This is a genomic window from Algibacter ulvanivorans, from assembly GCF_048381495.1.
Classification (GTDB): domain Bacteria; phylum Bacteroidota; class Bacteroidia; order Flavobacteriales; family Flavobacteriaceae; genus Algibacter_B; species Algibacter_B ulvanivorans.
Window position 1 is genome coordinate 419,188 of sequence record NZ_JBLWGD010000002.1, and the last position, 18,108, is coordinate 437,295.

The following is an 18,108-nucleotide window of genomic DNA, read 5'->3' on the forward strand; positions in this document are numbered from 1 at the left end:
ATTTATAATGGTTTCATCTGTTCTTTTTTTCATAGTTTACAGATATGATAAGTATTAAAAGAAAACGGTTTTATATATAACATATAGTTTTTGAAGCTTATAAATGTTTAAATTTTGGTTAAAGGCCGTTTTGCAAAAAATGTTTATAATTATTAATAATTCTAAGGTAATAAAAGCTTAACATTAGTTATTTTCACACGATAAAATGAAGATGATTTGGAAAAGTATTTAAGCCAGTTAAATGAAGCGCAATTAGAGCCTACAATTCAAGTAGATGGTCCTATGATTGTTATTGCTGGCGCCGGTTCGGGTAAAACGCGTGTGTTAACATTTCGTATAGCTTACATGATGAGTAAAGGAATAGATCCTTTTAATATATTATCGCTTACGTTTACAAATAAAGCAGCCCGCGAAATGAAAGAGCGTATAGCATCGATTGTTGGTTCAAGCGAGGCCAAAAATTTATGGATGGGAACATTCCACTCTGTATTTGCTAAAATTTTACGTATTGAAGCCGATAAATTAGGGTATCCAAGTAATTTTACCATATACGATACTCAAGATTCTGATAGATTAATAGCTTCTATTATTAAAGAAATGAATCTTGATAAAGATGTTTATAAATATAAGCAAGTACGATCAAGAATATCATCGTATAAAAATAGTTTAATAACGGTACGTGCTTATTTTCAAAATTCTGAACTTATAGAAGCCGATACTATGGCAAGACGTCCTAGAATGGGCGATATTTATAAAGAATATGTAGATAGATGCTTTAAAGCTGGAGCTATGGATTTTGATGATTTACTATTAAAAACCAACGAATTACTTACACGCTTCCCTCAAGTATTGGCCAAGTACCAAAACCGTTTTAAATATATTTTGGTTGATGAGTACCAAGATACAAACCATTCGCAATATTTAATAGTTAGAGCGCTATCAGATAAGTTTCAAAATATCTGTGTGGTGGGAGACGATGCGCAAAGTATTTACGCATTCCGTGGCGCTAATATTAATAATATATTAAACTTCCAGAAAGATTATGATGATGTAAAGGTGTTTAGGTTAGAACAAAATTACCGGTCATCAAAAAATATTGTAAATGCCGCAAATTCTATAATAGACAAAAATGAAACCAAGCTAGATAAAGTTGTTTGGACAGCTAATGATGAAGGTCCAAAAATAAAAGTAAACCGCTCATTAACTGATGCAGATGAAGGGCGATATGTAGCCAGTACCATTTGGGAAAACAAAATGCAAAATCAATTAAAAAATAGCGATTTTGCAATTTTGTATAGAACTAATGCGCAGTCGCGCTCTATTGAAGATGCATTACGAAAACGCGATATTCCTTATAGGATTTATGGAGGTTTATCGTTTTATCAACGAAAAGAAATAAAAGATGTATTGTCTTATTTACGTTTAATTATTAATCCTGCCGATGAAGAGGCTCTTAAGCGTATTATTAATTTTCCAGCAAGAGGCATTGGGCAAACTACTATTGATAAGTTAATAGTAGCTGCTAATGGTTATGGACGCACCATTTTTGAGGTGATGAAAAACATTGATAAAACCAATGTTAAGATTAATACAGGAACAAAAACCAAATTACTAAACTTTGTAACTTTAATAGAAAGTTTTCAGGTCATGAACCAAACCGCCGATGTTTTTGAATTGGCAGAACACGTTACCAGAACCACAGGTTTAATAAAAGAATTCAATAAAGATGGAACGCCAGAAGGTGTAGCCAAAATGGAAAACATTGAAGAACTTTTAAATGGTATGAAGGATTTTGTTGAAGGCCAAAAAGAAATAGCCGATACTACAGGAAGTTTGGCAGAATTTTTAGAAGATGTTGCCTTAGCAACCGATTTAGATGCTGATAAAGGCGATACCGACCATGTGGCATTAATGACCATACATTTAGCAAAAGGCTTAGAGTTTCCAACCGTATTTATAGTTGGTCTTGAAGAAGATTTATTTCCTAGCGCTATGAGTATGAATACACGTAGTGAACTAGAGGAGGAGCGACGCCTGTTTTATGTAGCATTAACCAGAGCAGAAAAACAAGCTTATTTAACATACGCTTTATCTAGATATAGGTGGGGAAAATTAGTAGATTCTGAACCTAGTCGTTTTATAGAAGAAATAGACGAACAATATTTAGATATTGTAACACCTATTGAAGAGCAACGTTTTAACCCAATGCTAGATGCTAATATTTTTGGAGATGTAGAACCTAATAAAATTAGATACAAGCCAGCCAAAAAGCCTGTATTTAAAAAAGGTAATATCGCTAAAAAAGAACCCGAAAAGTTTCAAGTAACTGCTCCTAAAAATTTAAAACCTGTTGCTAAAACCAATAACAATACCAATTTATTTGATAGTAAACTGGCTGTTGGTAATATTGTTAAGCACATGCGTTTTGGTACTGGAGAAGTTAAAAAAATTGAAGGAATTGGAGCCGATACAAAAGCCGAAATTAGTTTCCAGCACGGTGGTGTTAAAAAATTATTGTTACGCTTTGCTAAGTTAGAAATTATAGGGTAGTAAGGGTTTATTTTACCATACATACCGAGTTAATATGGCCATTGCCATCGTGTTCTTTTACAGTATTATTGGGGTCTGTAATCCATTCGCCATCAATAATAAATTTATAATGGTGTTTGCCACCAGAAAGCGGAATTACATATTTCCAGCCGTAATCCATTTTACGCATTAAAAATTCGTTTTCGTTCCAATTGTTAAAAGAGCCTGTTAAAATTACCTTTTTAGCATTAGTATAACCTCTTAGCTTAAATGTAGTATACGCTTTTATATTAATTACAGAGTTGTATTCGCTAAATTCGTTTCTTGTTTTGTATGGGTTATCTGGATCTTCCATCCAATGTCCATCAACAATAAAGCGGTATTGATAAATATCGGGTTTCATTTGTAATGTTAATTCCCAGCCATTTTTTGTTTTATTCATTTTAAAAAGCTGTTCGTCCCATTTATTAAAAGAACCTGCAAGAATTACTTTTTTAGCATCTTTAAAACCCTTTAGTTTAAAACTAGCATTGCCCGTTTCGCTAGGAAAGGCAGTATACATTTTTAAATTATAAATACCATGTATTTTTTTACCATTATTAGTGGCTTTTGCAGTATTTGGGTCGTTTTTTGAAGGTTCTGCCCAAAGCGCGTTGTTAATTACAAACTTAAACTCCCAAGCAAACGCATCGTTAAAGTCTGTAATACTTTTTTTAAGTTCATAGGTGTAAGCGCCTATTTGTTTCATTTTCCAATGGTCTCTAGACCACCTGTTAAACTCGCCAGAAACAACAACATGATTGATATCTAAATCTTGAAAGTCTAGAATTTGTCCTGTATGCTCTTGGGTAAATTTTTTATAATCTCTAGCATCAAAAGTAAAAACAACACTATCGCCTTCAATTTTATAACCTTTAAAATCTTTATTTTGCGAAAAGAGATTGAGGCTAAAAAAAATAAGAATAAAAAAAACAATATGATGCTTTAACTTTTTCATTGATGGTTTAACGGGAAATTTATAAAATATAGCTTTTCTTTTTGATAATTTATTATGGTTCTTTTTTGCGCAAAAAACTCGTAGCCTAAAATACCATCTAGGCTAGTGCCAAAGGCTTCGTTCATTTTATTTAAGTTAGTTAATACTGTAAACATAGGGCCAAAATAGGTTTTGTTACTTAGTTTTACACGGTGCAATTTTCCTGCCAAAACCTCAATTTTTTTGTGGTTTATACCAGTTAAATGTAAGCGCTTTTTTGGAATAAAATACTTTAAAACTTTTTTATTTACACTTTTATTAATTTGGTTAAACTCTGCAGCGGTATCAATTCCTAAGGTTACGTTTTGATTGTTAATAGTAGCATTAACAACAATAGTATGTTGTTTTAAAGTAAAATTTAAGCTATCTGTTATCTTTTCCAGATATACGTGCTTATCCAATTTATCGCCTAAAGCATTTACTTTGGTAAGTGTTATTTGGTTAAGATACATATCGATAAATATTTCGTAATCTTTTAAAATATTGTAACCTATAACACCTAACAATTTAATTTTTTTACTTTTTTCAATATGCGATAAATCTATAACATCAGAACTTTTATTTTCTAATTTAAAATTTTCAATTTTAAATTCCTTAATATGTTTTTTATATGAGTTTTCTACAGATTGCATAATTCCAGAAGCCATTTGCTCCTTTTTTTGGTAGTTGTAAATGTTTGCAAAATGCACTTTGTTTAATATTAAAGTTTCAGAACCTGTATCGATAATAAAATGTCCTGTTTTGTTTAAAATTTCTGCTTTTACAACAATTAAATGATCAATTAATTTAAAAGGAATTCTGGTTGTATACTTATTTAAAACTTCGGCTTGAGTAAAACGTATGGGGTTTTTTATATCGTTTGTAGCAAAGGCAAAAGATATATTTACGGTAAGAAAAAATAAAACCAAAAGAAGTCTTAACATATTACTAAGACTAAGTTTTGAGTATAATGTTACATTATATAAAACTAAAAAGATTTTTATTTACGAAAATTTTAAGTTTTAAACAGATATTTGTTGTTATTGCCTATTATATTTAGAAATTAAGCAAATAAGAAATATATTTACTATGTTACATAATTGATAGGTAAGTTTTTTATGGCTGAGTTTTTAAGAATTTATGAAGAAAATCCTAACCCTAAGGAAATTAGTAAGGTAGTTAATATTTTAAAAAAGGGTGGGTTAATTATTTATCCAACAGATACGGTTTATGGTTTAGGATGCGATATTACTAATGTTAAGGCTTTAGAAAAAGTAGCTAGAATTAAAGGTGTAAAACTAGAGAAATCTAATTTTTCTTTTATTTGTCATGACTTAAGTAATTTAAGTGATTATGTAAAGCAAATAGACACATCGGTGTTTAAAATATTAAAACGAGCATTGCCAGGACCGTATACATTTATTTTGCCAGGATCAAAGTCTTTACCAAATCCATTTAAAAAGCGCAAAACGGTAGGTATTCGTGTGCCAAATAATAACATAGCATTAGAGATTGTAAAGCAATTAGGAAACCCTATTATTTCTACATCTATTCGTGATGAAGATGAAGTTTTAGAATACACAACCGACCCTGAATTAATTTTAGAAAAATGGGATAATTTGGTCGATTTGGTTATTGATGGTGGTTATGGGGATAATGAAGCTTCGACAGTTATAGATTTATCTGAAGACGAACCATTGATTGTTAGAGAAGGTAAAGGTAGTTTAGAGATTTTTTAGATTTTATGCAGAGTATAGGCAATCCTATAAAAAAAGCCCAATCAATAGATTGAGCTTTTTCAATTTTTTATTAAAAAGCGCTAATTACTCGCCTCCAGCTTCAAGGTTTTTCATTTCTTTCTCAATCATATCGTAAAACTGATCGATTTTTGGAAGTATAACCACGCGTGTACGTCTGTTTTTAGCTCTGTTTGCAGCAGTATCATTATCTGCTAAAGGTACGTAAGAGCTACGTCCGGCAGCAATTAGTTGCCCAGGGTTAACATCAAGGCTTTGCAATACTCTAATTATAGATGTAGAACGTTTTACACTTAAATCCCAGTTATCAACTAACACACCTTTACTGTAAGATTGGCTGTCTGTATGACCTTCAATCATAGCCTCAAAATCTGGCTTACTGTTTATAACCTTAGCAACTTTAGCTAAAACATCTTTAGCTTGAGATGTTACGTTATAGCTACCACTTTGAAATAATAATTTATCGGCTATAGATATAAATACAACACCTTTTTCAACATTTACTTCAATATCTGGGTCGTTAATACCAACTTCGCGTTTTAAGCTTGTTACTAATGCTAGCGTTACACTATCTTTTCTTGTAATAGCATCTTGTAAACGCGATATTTTTAAATCTCTTTCTTTTAAAGTTTCTAAAGATTTTTCAAGGTTTGTTGCTCCTTTGGTTGTTAATTCTGTTAAGTCTTGAGAACTTTTAATTAACGCATTGTTGTTCTTTTTTAAATCTTCTAACTGATCTTTCATGGCTTCAACACGAGCTGTAGCCGATGCTCTGTCTTCTAAACAAGCATTTAATTTTACAGTTGCAGAGTTAAGTAAATCTTGAGTTTCTTTTTGTTTTGCTTCAAGATCTGTGAACAATTTTTTTGATACACATGAACTTAGTAAAAGCATTGCAGATACACTAAGTAATAAAATTTTTTTCATGATTATTATTAAGGATTAATTTTCTAACTATTAGCACAAAAATATATAAAAATCGGTCGTTTTTAACATTTTAACAAAACTTTTACTAATGATTTATAAATTTTTGTACGTTGTTTTTTTATTTACGTAATAATCAAATACAATAGATGCTCTTGAGTAGTATTTAATTTTGTTTTTTATTTGTTTTCTTTGGGCTATTACTCGTTTTAATTGCGAGTAATAGCTAAAGTGTGCTTTTAAGACTGCTAAAGTGTGTTTAGGTTTAAATTCTATTAAAAATTTTATGCCAGCAATACCATCTAAAATAAGTCGGACTAAAATTTTTCCAAAAACAAAGCCATTGGCGTTTTTTGTTAAAGTAAAAAGGCTGTTTCTAAAATTTAAAAAGGTTTTTTTGGGGTTGGTGTTTTTAAGTGTTGCACCACCAACGTGGTATATTTTAGATTGCCCAACATATTGTACAGAATAGCCTAAGTTTTTTGCTCGCCAGCATAAATCGATTTCTTCCATGTGGGCAAAAAAATGTTCGTCAAAACCGTTTAGCTGTTTAAAAACATTGCTTTTTATAAATAAACAGGCTCCTGTGGCCCAAAAAATTTCGGTAGTGTTGTTGTATTGCTCAGTATCTTTTTCTATAGTATTAAAAATCCTGCCACGGCAATATGGGTAACCATACTTATCTATAAATCCGCCAGCTGCACCGGCATACTCAAAATAACTTTTGTTATTATAGTCTAAAATTTTAGGTTGTATTATTGCTGTGTTTGCGGTGTTGTTAAAGGTTTTTATAATTGGGGTTAGCCAATTTTTGGTAACTTCAACATCGCTATTTAATAGGCAATACACATCGGCATTAATATGTTTTAAAGCATCATTATAACCTTTTGCATAACCTCCATTTTCTTTATTTTTAACAATAGTAATGGTTGGGTAATTTGTTTTTATAAATGTTATAGATTGGTCTGTCGATGCATTATCTGCAACATAAATACGGGCTTCTTTTGAGTGTTGTGTAACCGATGGCAAAAATTGCTCTAAGAGTTTTTTTCCGTTCCAATTAAGTATAACTATAGCTAATTTCATGAATTGTAATTAGGAATTTCTTTTAAAAACTGATAACGTTCATTTTTAAAATCCATTTGGCAAAAATAATGGTTTAGTCCGTTGGTTACCATAAGATATGTTGCGTTTAACTTTAAATTGTAACGCGCTATTTGGTCGAAAGTACTTTGATTTATATTAATTTTTGGGGCTTTACATTCTACAATAATTTGAATACTTCCATTGGGATTATACACAACAATATCGTAACGCTTTTTTAATGTATTGATAGTTAATTCTTTTTCAACGTTAATTAATGATTTAGGATACTTTTTTTCTTGAATTAAATATTGAATACAATGTTGTCGTACCCATTCTTCGGGCTGCAAAACAATAAATTTTTTGCGTATAGGATCAAAAATAGAAACTTTATTTTCGCTATTTTTGAAGCGGAAGTTATATGTGTGGAAATTTAAATTTTGCACCATACAAATTTAAAATTATAATATCACATCAAGTGATTTTCTTAGAAAATTTTATACGATTTTGGACGAAGTCAAGCAATTAGTTACAGATATAAAGAACAAAAACTTAAAGCCTATTTATTTTTTAATGGGTGAAGAGGCTTATTATATTGATAAAATTTCTGATTTTATAGAAAATACGGTGTTGGCTGAAGAGGAACGTGGCTTTAACCAAATGTTGTTATACGGAAGAGATGTAACTATTGATGATATTGTTGGGCATGCTAAACGTTTTCCTATGATGGCAGAGTACCAAGTTATTATTGTTAAGGAAGCTCAAGATTTATCTAGAACCATAGAAAAATTAGCAAAATATGCTGTAAATCCACAGCCTACAACAATTTTGGTTGTTAATTATAAATATAAAAAGATAGATAAGCGTAAGGCCTTATATAAAACTTTAAAAAAAACGGGGGTGGTTTTTGAAAGCAAAAAGCTTTATGAGAACCAAGTTGCCGATTGGATAAGACGTGTTTTATCTCCAAAAAAATACACTATTTCGCCAAAAGCAGCACAGATGTTGGTTGAGTTTTTGGGTACCGATTTAAGTAAAATTAATAATGAACTAGAGAAGCTTCAAATTATTTTGCCTGAAGGAACTCAAATTTCGCCAGACGCTATTGAAGAGAATATTGGTATTAGTAAAGATTATAATAATTTTGAGCTACGAAAGGCTATTGGTGAGCGTAATACCGTTAAGGTTTATAAAATAGTTGGCTACTTTGCCGATAACCCTAAGGATAACCCTATGGTGGTTACGGTATCGTTATTGTTTAGTTATTTTTCTCAATTACTTCAGTTTCATGGTTTAAAAGATAAATCGCCTAGAAATGTGGCTTCGGCTTTACGGGTTAATCCTTATTTTGTTAACGACTATATATTGGCTGCTAGAAATTTTCCTATGCGTAAGGTAAGTGCTGTAATTTCTACTTTAAGAGAGTTTGATGTTAAAGGTAAGGGTGTAGGCGCTAATGCGCTGCCTCAAGGCGATTTGCTAAAGGAGTTAATGGCTAAAATTTTATCTTGATTTTACAAAGTAAGTATTAAGTTTAAACTTTTTGCGTTAGGGATAGTAGTGGATAGCCCACAGCCCGACGTAGGAGGTGCGAGGACTTGTAACGGATAGCCCGACCCTTGTGGTAACGCCCTAATTTATTACATATATACAGATAGTGTTAATACTAGCATGGTAAAAAGGGTTAAAATGATAACTAGTGGCATTATAAATTTTAGCCATTTATTATATCCTACTTTTACTATGGCTAACGATGCTAAAATTAACCCTGTTGGATTTATAAATGCGAATAAGCCCATACCGTATTGGTAGGCGTTTACAATAAACTCTCTACCAATGCCTACGCCATCGGCTAATGGCGACATAATGGGCATGGTTAAAACGGCCATTCCGGATGATGATGGTATGAAAAAGGATAACCCACCATATATGTATAGCATGGCGTTTATAAATAGGCCTTTATTCATACCGGTTGTGGTATTACTAGCGTAATATAGTAGGGTGTCGCTAATTTGGCCGTCGTTCATTAAAATGGTTATGCCTCTTGCTATTCCAATAATTAATGCAACTCCTAATAAATCGCCTGCTCCTTTTACAAAAACATCTACAAAGGTGTGTTCTTTTATTTTGCCTATAAAACCTATGGATATAGCTCCGATAAAGAAAACAACGGTCATTTCAACAAACCACCAGTCTAATTGCGAAACGCCATAAATCATAACTATAAAACACGAAATAAAAATAAAGAGTATAAGCCTTAAGCGAGTGGTTAACTTTATTGTGTTATTTGTAATGCTACTAAAGTGTTTTTCTATTTCTTCTTTCTGATTGTAGATTATAGATTTTGTTGGGTCTTTTTTTACGCGTTGCGCATATCTTATAATATATAGAATGCATATTAATGCGCCTAAAATTAACATGATAAAACGACTTGTAATACCGGTTGTCCAGTTTATTCCAGCAGCATCAGATGCTATTATAGAACTAAAAGGGTTTGTTGTAGAGCACATTGTACCTATTGATGATCCAATGTATATAGAGGCTAGTGGTACCATAGCATCGTATTTAGCCGCTAAAAATATGGGAATTAAAATAGGGTAGAAGGCTATAGTTTCTTCGGCTAGACCAAAGGTAGTACCTCCAATGGCTATTAAGGTTGTAACCAAAATAATAAGTACATATTCGTAACCCTTTAGTTTTTGGGCAAGCCATGAGATACCAGCATCAAAAGCACTTGTATGGTTAATAATACCAATAAGGCCTCCTATTATTAAAACTAAAAAAATAATATCGGCGCCTTCTATTATACCTTTTATGGGTGATTTTATAAACTCGGTTATGCCTTGTGGTTTTGCTTCTACTTGTTTATAAGTGTTTGGTATGCTAATTGGTTTCCATATATCGCCATTAGTAAACTTTTGTAAAGGTATTTTTATTTCTAAAAGGTTTAAGGTTTCTTGAGTTGCTGTTAGTGTGGTAGATTTGTTTAAACTTAATCTAGTAAATGTATTGTCTGCTTTGTTATAGCTTAAGGTGTCGTATTTTCCTGAAGGTACTAACCAAGTTAAAATGGCTACTAATCCGGCAATAATTAATAAAATAGATTGAGCGGTAGGAAATTTTAATGTTTTCAATACTTTAAATTTTTATTTAGACGAAAGATAGTGCTATTTTTAGATTTATTTTTAAGAATACTTGTAAATGGAAATTAATATTCATGAAAGTTGGGCGCCTTATTTACAAAACGAGTTTAATAAACCGTACTATTTAAACTTGTTAAGGTTTATAGAAACAGAATATAAAACTTTATCTTGTTTTCCGCCTGCACACCAAATTTTTAATGCATTTAATTTTTGCACTTTTAAAAATGTAAAAGTGGTTATTATTGGACAAGACCCTTACCACGATATTGGGCAGGCAAATGGTTTAAGTTTTTCTGTAAACGATAATGTTAAGCATCCGCCTTCTTTAAAAAATATTTTTAAAGAAATAGAATCTAGTATTGGAGTGCCTTATCCAGATAGTGGTAATTTAGCACGTTGGGCTAAACAAGGTGTTTTGTTGTTAAACACGACATTAACTGTAAGGGCTCATAAAGCGGGGAGTCATCAAAAAAAAGGCTGGGAAGTTTTTACAGATGCAGTAATAAAAACAATTAGTGAAAATAAAAAGCATGTTGTTTTTTTACTTTGGGGAAGCTATGCCAAAAAAAAGGAAAAACTAATTAATATAAAAAAGCATAAGGTTTTAACATCTGGACACCCTTCTCCTTTAAGTGCAAATAGAGGTTATTGGTTTGGTAATAATAACTTTATTGATACGAATATATATTTGGTTGAAAATAAAATAAAGCCAATTAAATGGTAAGAGGCATTAGGTGTTTTTATTTCTTATATAAACGTGTAAAAGAAAAAATAAAGCTAAAATTATAGAAGCAAATAGAAAAATAGAATATATAATTAATATCATTTTTGTGTCTTTTTATTATAGAGTTAAGACACTAAAAAATATTAAAAGTCACACAACCATTTGTATTATTTAGCTTCCAGTAGGAGCAAGAGTCTGCGAATTTTCAGGTATTACAATACGAGTTCTTAAGATTATAGGTTTTTTATCTATTTTAGAAGTCCTTTTAGTTTTATTGCAACTAAATTTAAGTAGTAGTAAATTTACGATTACAAGTCCAGTAAGAATTAGAGTAATTGTTAATAACATAGGCAATTGGGTTTAAATAATCGGCAAAATACATTTATTTTCGATAAATGACAATTTTTTACTAATAAAATGTTAATATCTAATAATTTAAGGTACAAAATTAACAAATAAACGACTACAAACAATACGCATATGTACGTATTCTGTTATTTTTGTTATTTATCTAATTTCATAACTAAAAACTTGTTGTCTTAATAACACCTTAAGTATTTTATTGCGTACTATGTAATTTTATAACAGAATTGCTAATATTATGGTGGTTATATGGCAATTATTATCTTTTAAAAGTTTTTTGAAATGAAAACGTTCTTTTAATTAAATAAATTTATTTTTGGCTAAAATAAAAGTATATGATGAATCAACCTGAATGGGTAGTTGTTAAAGAGTATGAAGATATCACTTATAAAAAGTGTAATGGTGTAGCTAGAATAGCATTTAATAGACCAAATGTTCGGAATGCTTTTCGCCCAAAAACAACAAGCGAATTATATGATGCATTTTATGATGCAAATGAAGATGTAAATATAGGTGTTGTATTATTATCGGCAGAAGGCCCATCGACAAAAGATGGCGTTTATTCGTTTTGTAGCGGTGGCGACCAAAAGGCAAGAGGTCATCAAGGCTATGTTGGCGATGATGGTTACCATCGTTTAAATATTTTAGAAGTGCAGCGTTTAATTCGGTTTATGCCAAAAGCTGTAATAGCCGTTGTGCCTGGTTGGGCCGTTGGTGGCGGACACAGTTTGCATGTGGTTTGCGATTTAACATTGGCCAGTAAAGAACACGCTATTTTTAAACAAACCGATGCCGATGTTACAAGTTTTGATGGCGGCTATGGGTCGGCTTATTTAGCAAAAATGGTTGGGCAAAAAAAGGCAAGAGAAATCTTTTTCTTAGGAAGAAATTATTCGGCACAAGAAGCATACGACATGGGAATGGTTAACGCGGTAATTCCTCATAACGAATTAGAAAGTACAGCATACACATGGGCTCAAGAAATATTAGCTAAATCTCCTACGTCTATAAAAATGTTAAAATTTGCCATGAATTTAACAGACGATGGTATGGTTGGGCAACAAGTATTTGCAGGTGAAGCAACACGTTTGGCTTATATGACAGATGAAGCCAAAGAGGGTAGAGACGCTTTTCTAGAAAAGCGCAAACCTAATTTTGATAAAAAATGGATTCCTTAATGCAAAATGTTTCTACTTGGATATCTGCAATGCGATTGCGTACTTTACCGCTATCTATTGCAGGCATAATTTTAGCTGCTTGTCTAGCTCATTATAATGGCGCTTTTAAATGGGATATTTTTATTCTAGCAATATGTACTACGCTTAGTTTTCAAATACTTTCTAATTTAGCTAATGATTATGGAGATGGTGTTAAAGGAACAGATAACGAAGATAGAATTGGGCCTAAACGAGCCATACAATCTGGAAGTATAACACCCGAAGAACTCTTTAATGCCATAAAGTTAAATATAGTTATATCTATTATGTTTGCTTTTGCTCTTATATTTTTTGCCTTTGGAGTAAAACATTTTTTTCTTACTATTTTCTTTTTTCTATTGGCTATATGCTCTATAGTTGCAGCAATTCGTTATACTATGGGTAATAACGCTTTTGGGTATAAAGGCTTAGGCGATATTTTTGTTTTTGTTTTTTTTGGCTTAATAAGTGTTATAGGTTGTTATGTATTATTTACAAAAAAACTAGACCATGTTACATTTTTACCAGCTATTACAATTGGTTTATTAAGTACAGCGGTTTTAAATTTAAATAATATGCGCGATAGGCTAACAGATAAAAAAGCCAATAAAATTACTTTAGCTGTTAAATTTGGCGAAAAAAAAGTAAAGCGTTATCATAACATATTAATTATTGGAGCAATTGTAATATCTATATTATTTGGGGTGTTATACTTTACCTCTTATTATAATTTAATATACATGATTACTTATTTGCCTTTACTTATGCATTTAAAAAGGGTTAAAAATAATCAAGATCCCAAATTATTAGACCCAGAGCTAAAAAAATTAGCATTAACAACAGTATTATTAGCTATTTTACTAGGAATAGGGCATTTACTTCCATTTTAAATATTTTTTAAACTTTAAAATTTCATCAAATGAAAATTACATTTTACGGTCATGCAAGTTTAGGAATTCAAATAAAAGATATTAATATTCTTGTAGATCCTTTTATAACACCAAATGAAAAAGCATCGCAAGTAGATATTAATACGCTTAAAGCAGATTATATTTTAGTAACTCATGCACACCAAGATCATATTGTTGATGTAGAAGCTATAGCTAAACGTACAGGTGCCATTGTTGTTTCTAATTTCGAAATTGTAAACCATTTTAGCACTTTAGGAATAGATGGGCACCCTATGAATCATGGAGGTAAATGGGATTTCGAGTTTGGTACAGTTAAATACGTAAACGCAATACACACCTCTTCGTTTCCAGATGGTAGCTACGGAGGGCAACCAGGCGGTTTTGTAATTGAAGGCGAACATAAAAACATTTATATTGCTGGAGATACTGCTTTAACTTTCGATATGAAATTAATACCTCTGCAAACCAAGCTAGATTTAGCAATATTACCTATTGGCGATAATTTTACTATGGGTATTGATGATGCTATTCTGGCAAGCGATTTTATTGAATGTGATAAGGTTTTAGGCTATCATTTCGATACATTTGGTTATATAGAAATAGATCATGAAGAAGCAAAACGAAAATTCTTTGAAAAAAATAAAGATTTAATGTTGCTAGATATAGGGCAGCACATAGAATTATAATTTATCACACATACACATTTTATGAAAAAAATAATTTTAATACTTACCATATTTTCAATTTATAATATTACAAATGCACAGGTAGACGAGTGTAAAACAGGTGCTTGGTATATGTATTTTTTCAAGCATCAATTTAAAGACAGTCAATTTGGAATTCAAGGAGATATACAATATCGAAACTGGAATTTAGGAGGCGATTTAGAGCAGCTTTTAATTCGCTCTGGATTAACATACAAACCTAAAAGCGCAAATGTGTTACTTACATTAGGATATGGTAATATTACAACAGGACAATTTGGTGATAGTAACGAAACCAGTACAGAGAGTAGAATTTATCAAGAAGCTCTTATTCCTCAAAAATTAGGTAAACGCCTATATTTTACCCATAGATTTAGATACGAGCAACGCTTTGTAGAAAATCAAGATTTTAGAACGCGCTATCGTTATAATTTATTCTTGAATATCCCTTTAAATAATTCAGCTTTAACCGAAAAAACTTATTACGTTGCATTATATAACGAGCTTTTTATTAATGGACAAACCAATATTGGCGATAATAGAGAAGTGGAGTTGTTTGATAGAAACAGAACTTACTTAGGTTTAGGCTATGTTTTAAACCCTAAAATGAAAATTCAGTTAGCCTGGATGAATCAAAAAACAGTAAACTTAGGAAAAGGACAAATGCAATTAAGTTTACATCATAGTTTTTAGGTTTATTTTATTAGTATACCTAGCGCTAAACGCTTTAAAAATTAACTTTATTTCTAGTAATTTGTGTAAAGTTAATCTTTGAAGCGTTTTATGTTTTTAAATCATCTTTTTTTTGTTTCAACCACAGGTTTCTTAAATCATTACTAGTTTTGCCAGAGCCATCATGTCGCCAACCAGGTGGTTTTATAAAATATAAAAATCTATTGGTTATAGATTTTTTACCAGAAAACACATCTTTAAACATATAAATCCATTCTGCAAAAGCAATTTTAATAGGGTTGTATGTATTAATATTTTTTACTAGACCATATACGGCTTTCTCGTTTTTAAGTTCTGGCTGAAAGGTTCCAAAAAATTTATCCCAAATAATTAGAATACCCGCATGGTTTCTATCTAAATAAATAGGGTTGCTACCGTGGTGTACTCTGTGGTGAGAAGGCGTATTCATTACCATTTCAAACCATTTGGGCATTTTGTTTATAGTTTCTGTGTGAATCCAAAATTGATATAGTAAACTTATAGACATTTGTAGCATAATCATAGCCGGATGAAAACCTATTAATGGTAACCATAACCAAAAAATAAAAGTATAAAAACTACCAGACCACGTTTGTCTTAATGCCGTACTTAAATTATAATGTTCCGATGAATGATGCACAACATGCGAAGCCCAAAATAACCGACATTCATGCGAAATTCGATGAAACCAATAGTATGAAATATCATCAGCAAAAAAGATAAGCATAAAACTCCACCATGTTATAGGTATAGTAAAAAATCTAAAATTTTGATAAATAAGTAAAAATGAAAACAATACAACAGCTTTACTAAAATAACCAAGAAAAACATTGCCAAGTCCCATTGTTATAGAAGCAATTGCATCTTTTTTTTGGTACAAATTTGCGCCCTGTTTTATTGAAACAAATAATTCAAGCAACATAGCTATAATAAAAAATGGAATGGCAAAAAGAATAATGTTTGGAAACTCTGGTGTAAGCATTACTTTAAAATTAGTTTTAAAAGGAATACAAATTAAACATTTTTATTGATTATTTTTGAAGACTATATGGTTGCACATTATAAACAGTATATTTTAAATTTTAAACAAGCCAGCGGAACATCTCGTGGTATATTAAAAACCAAAGAAACTTGGTTTATTCAAATTCAATTAGCTGATAAAATTGGTATTGGCGAATGTGCTGTTTTTAGAGGTTTATCAATCGATGATAGGCCCGATTATGAAGAAAAACTCAATTGGGTTTGCAACAATATAAATTTAGGTTTAGAAAAACTATTGTTAGAACTTGAAGCATTTCCTAGTATTCAATTTGGTTTAGAAATGGCTTTTAATTCGGTAAAAAAAGAAAATCCTTTTGAGTTGTACCCATCAAAATTTACGCAAAGTAAAGCCTCTATTCCAATTAATGGATTAATTTGGATGGGAAGCGAAAATTTTATGAGACAGCAAATTACCGATAAAATTCAAGCAGGTTTTACATGCATTAAAATGAAAATAGGAGCTATAGATTTTCAAACAGAAATTAATTTATTAAAATCTATAAGAAAAGAGTTTTCTTTAAAAGACATTGAACTGCGTGTGGATGCTAATGGAGCTTTTCATCCAGACAAAGCATTAGAAAAACTTAAAATTTTATCTGATTTAGATTTACATTCCATAGAACAACCTATAAAACAAGGACAATTAGAAGCAATGGCTTCGCTTTGCGAAAAAACACCATTACCAATTGCTTTAGATGAAGAGTTAATAGGTGTTTTTAATGTAACAAATAAACAAGATTTACTACAAACCATAAAGCCGCAATACATAATTTTAAAACCTAGTTTAGTAGGCGGCTTTTCTGGAAGTAACGAGTGGATTACTATGGCAGAAAAGAAAAATATTGGTTGGTGGATAACTAGTGCATTAGAGAGTAATGTTGGGCTAAATGCCATTGCACAATATACTTATACTAAAAAAAGTAATTTACCCCAAGGTCTTGGTACAGGAAGTTTATTTACAAATAATTTTGAATGTCCATTGCAAGTAAAAAATGGTACATTGCAATATAGAAAAAACGTTAATTGGAAATTTAATTTTAAATAATGGATTACATACAACAAGCTTATAAAGGATTACACGACATATGGAGATATATAATTGGTGTTGTAATTGTTTTTTTTGCATGGCAATTAATAGGTATGATACCTTTAGGTATTGTAATAGCGGTTAAAGTATTAGGAAACCCATCGGTAAATATGCCAACAACTATACCGCAAATGATTGAGGTTTTAGGAAGCAATTTATTTTTACTATTAATGTTGTTGTCTTTCGCCTTGGGGTTATTAGGCGTGCTTTTAACATCTAAATTTTTACATAAGTTATCTATAACTAAGTTAACTACAGCTAGGAAGAAAATAGATTGGAAACGTTTTTGGTTTATATTTATTTTATGGGGCTTAGTTTCCAGTAGTTTTGTATTACTAGATTATTACATGAGCCCAGAAGATTATGAATTTAATTTCAAGCTTCAACCATTTTTAATCCTAGCTATTATTGCAATATTATTAATTCCGTTACAAACAAGCTTTGAAGAATACTTTTTTAGAGGATATTTAATGCAAGGTTTTGGCGTTCTTTTTAAAAATAAATGGTTACCGTTATTAATTACATCAATTGGCTTTGGATTAATGCATTTAGCTAACCCAGAGGTTGAAAAATTAGGCCTAGTAATTATGGTATATTACATTGGTACTGGACTGTTTTTAGGAATTATTACGCTTATGGATGATGGTTTAGAGTTAGCTTTAGGCTTTCATGCCGCTAATAATTTATTTACAGCGTTATTGGTAACTGCAGACTGGACAGCATTTCAAACACACTCTGTATTAAGAGATTTATCAGACCCATCAAAAATGGCATTGGCTGAAATATTTATGCCCGTTTTTGTTGTGTTTCCTATTTTATTATTTATACTTTCAAAAAAATATAAATGGACTAATTGGAAAGACAAGCTTTTAGGAAATGTAGTAGAGCCGCCAAAAGATAATTATAAAATTTTAGATTAA

General features: G+C 31.0%; 17 protein-coding genes. 10 read left to right on the forward strand and 7 right to left on the reverse strand.

Features of this window, described 5'->3' with window-relative positions; genetic code table 11:
- Positions 1–216: 216 nt before the first annotated feature.
- The gene (locus ACNG5D_RS07320) at positions 217–2,550 is read left to right on the forward strand and encodes an ATP-dependent helicase (RefSeq protein WP_418182846.1); all 2,334 of its coding nucleotides are present in this window, start codon (positions 217–219) and stop codon (positions 2,548–2,550) included.
- Between the two features lie 7 nt (positions 2,551–2,557).
- On the opposite strand, the gene ACNG5D_RS07325 is transcribed toward ACNG5D_RS07320, so the two are convergent.
- Positions 2,558–3,526, reverse strand: a complete 969-nt coding sequence (locus ACNG5D_RS07325) for a glycogen-binding domain-containing protein (protein ID WP_418182847.1) — start codon at positions 3,524–3,526, stop codon at positions 2,558–2,560.
- A complete protein-coding gene (locus tag ACNG5D_RS07330; protein ID WP_418182848.1) occupies positions 3,523–4,488 on the reverse strand; it encodes an aspartyl protease family protein in 966 nt (321 codons plus the stop codon). Before ACNG5D_RS07330 ends, ACNG5D_RS07325 begins: the two co-directional genes overlap by 4 nt.
- A gap of 174 nt (positions 4,489–4,662) precedes the next feature.
- Between ACNG5D_RS07330 and ACNG5D_RS07335 the strand changes: the two genes are divergently transcribed.
- Positions 4,663–5,283, forward strand: coding sequence for an L-threonylcarbamoyladenylate synthase (locus ACNG5D_RS07335; protein ID WP_418182849.1), 621 nt, complete (start codon positions 4,663–4,665; stop codon positions 5,281–5,283).
- Between the two features lie 84 nt (positions 5,284–5,367).
- On the opposite strand, the gene ACNG5D_RS07340 is transcribed toward ACNG5D_RS07335, so the two are convergent.
- The 3 genes from ACNG5D_RS07340 to ACNG5D_RS07350 form a co-directional block, all read right to left on the reverse strand.
- Positions 5,368–6,228, reverse strand: a complete 861-nt coding sequence (locus ACNG5D_RS07340) for an OmpA/MotB family protein (protein WP_418182850.1) — start codon at positions 6,226–6,228, stop codon at positions 5,368–5,370.
- 93 nt (positions 6,229–6,321) lie between these two features.
- Positions 6,322–7,311 (reverse strand): glycosyltransferase family 2 protein, encoded by a 990-nt coding sequence (locus tag ACNG5D_RS07345; protein ID WP_418182851.1) that lies wholly within the window; start codon positions 7,309–7,311, stop codon positions 6,322–6,324.
- Positions 7,308–7,754: a type I restriction enzyme HsdR N-terminal domain-containing protein gene (locus tag ACNG5D_RS07350; protein WP_418183066.1), complete on the reverse strand. Its 447-nt coding sequence runs from the start codon at positions 7,752–7,754 to the stop codon at positions 7,308–7,310. Before ACNG5D_RS07350 ends, ACNG5D_RS07345 begins: the two co-directional genes overlap by 4 nt.
- Before the next feature lie 61 nt (positions 7,755–7,815).
- Here ACNG5D_RS07350 and holA point away from each other — a divergent pair, with 61 nt between their 5' ends.
- On the forward strand, positions 7,816–8,820 hold the full coding sequence (holA, locus tag ACNG5D_RS07355) for a DNA polymerase III subunit delta (protein ID WP_418182852.1): 1,005 nt from the start codon (positions 7,816–7,818) through the stop codon (positions 8,818–8,820).
- Positions 8,821–8,948: 128 nt separating this feature from the next.
- On the opposite strand, the gene ACNG5D_RS07360 is transcribed toward holA, so the two are convergent.
- Positions 8,949–10,442 carry a YfcC family protein gene (locus ACNG5D_RS07360; RefSeq protein WP_418182853.1) on the reverse strand — a complete coding sequence of 498 codons (1,494 nt, stop codon included), beginning with the start codon at positions 10,440–10,442 and terminating at the stop codon, positions 8,949–8,951.
- 67 nt (positions 10,443–10,509) lie between these two features.
- Between ACNG5D_RS07360 and ACNG5D_RS07365 the strand changes: the two genes are divergently transcribed.
- The 5 genes from ACNG5D_RS07365 (at position 10,510) to ACNG5D_RS07385 (ending at position 15,042) form a co-directional block, all read left to right on the forward strand.
- Positions 10,510–11,175 carry a uracil-DNA glycosylase gene (locus tag ACNG5D_RS07365; RefSeq protein WP_418182854.1) on the forward strand — a complete coding sequence of 222 codons (666 nt, stop codon included), beginning with the start codon at positions 10,510–10,512 and terminating at the stop codon, positions 11,173–11,175.
- A gap of 701 nt (positions 11,176–11,876) precedes the next feature.
- Entirely contained in the window at positions 11,877–12,716 is an 840-nt protein-coding gene (locus ACNG5D_RS07370) for a 1,4-dihydroxy-2-naphthoyl-CoA synthase (protein ID WP_418183067.1), read from the forward strand.
- Entirely contained in the window at positions 12,704–13,624 is a 921-nt protein-coding gene (menA, locus tag ACNG5D_RS07375; protein ID WP_418182855.1) for a 1,4-dihydroxy-2-naphthoate octaprenyltransferase, read from the forward strand. The genes ACNG5D_RS07370 and menA overlap by 13 nt, the downstream gene beginning before the upstream one ends.
- Before the next feature lie 29 nt (positions 13,625–13,653).
- Positions 13,654–14,331: a metal-dependent hydrolase gene (locus ACNG5D_RS07380; protein ID WP_418182856.1), complete on the forward strand. Its 678-nt coding sequence runs from the start codon at positions 13,654–13,656 to the stop codon at positions 14,329–14,331.
- A 21-nt stretch (positions 14,332–14,352) separates the two neighbouring features.
- The gene (locus ACNG5D_RS07385; RefSeq protein WP_418182857.1) at positions 14,353–15,042 is read left to right on the forward strand and encodes a DUF2490 domain-containing protein; all 690 of its coding nucleotides are present in this window, start codon (positions 14,353–14,355) and stop codon (positions 15,040–15,042) included.
- 88 nt (positions 15,043–15,130) lie between these two features.
- Here ACNG5D_RS07385 and ACNG5D_RS07390 read toward each other — a convergent pair whose 3' ends face one another.
- Complete coding sequence (locus ACNG5D_RS07390) at positions 15,131–16,042, reverse strand: sterol desaturase family protein (protein ID WP_418182858.1); 912 nt, start codon at positions 16,040–16,042, stop codon at positions 15,131–15,133.
- Between the two features lie 66 nt (positions 16,043–16,108).
- Between ACNG5D_RS07390 and ACNG5D_RS07395 the strand changes: the two genes are divergently transcribed.
- On the forward strand, positions 16,109–17,146 hold the full coding sequence (locus ACNG5D_RS07395) for an o-succinylbenzoate synthase (RefSeq protein ID WP_418183068.1): 1,038 nt from the start codon (positions 16,109–16,111) through the stop codon (positions 17,144–17,146).
- Positions 17,146–18,108 (forward strand): CPBP family intramembrane glutamic endopeptidase, encoded by a 963-nt coding sequence (locus ACNG5D_RS07400; protein WP_418182859.1) that lies wholly within the window; start codon positions 17,146–17,148, stop codon positions 18,106–18,108. The genes ACNG5D_RS07395 and ACNG5D_RS07400 overlap by 1 nt, the downstream gene beginning before the upstream one ends.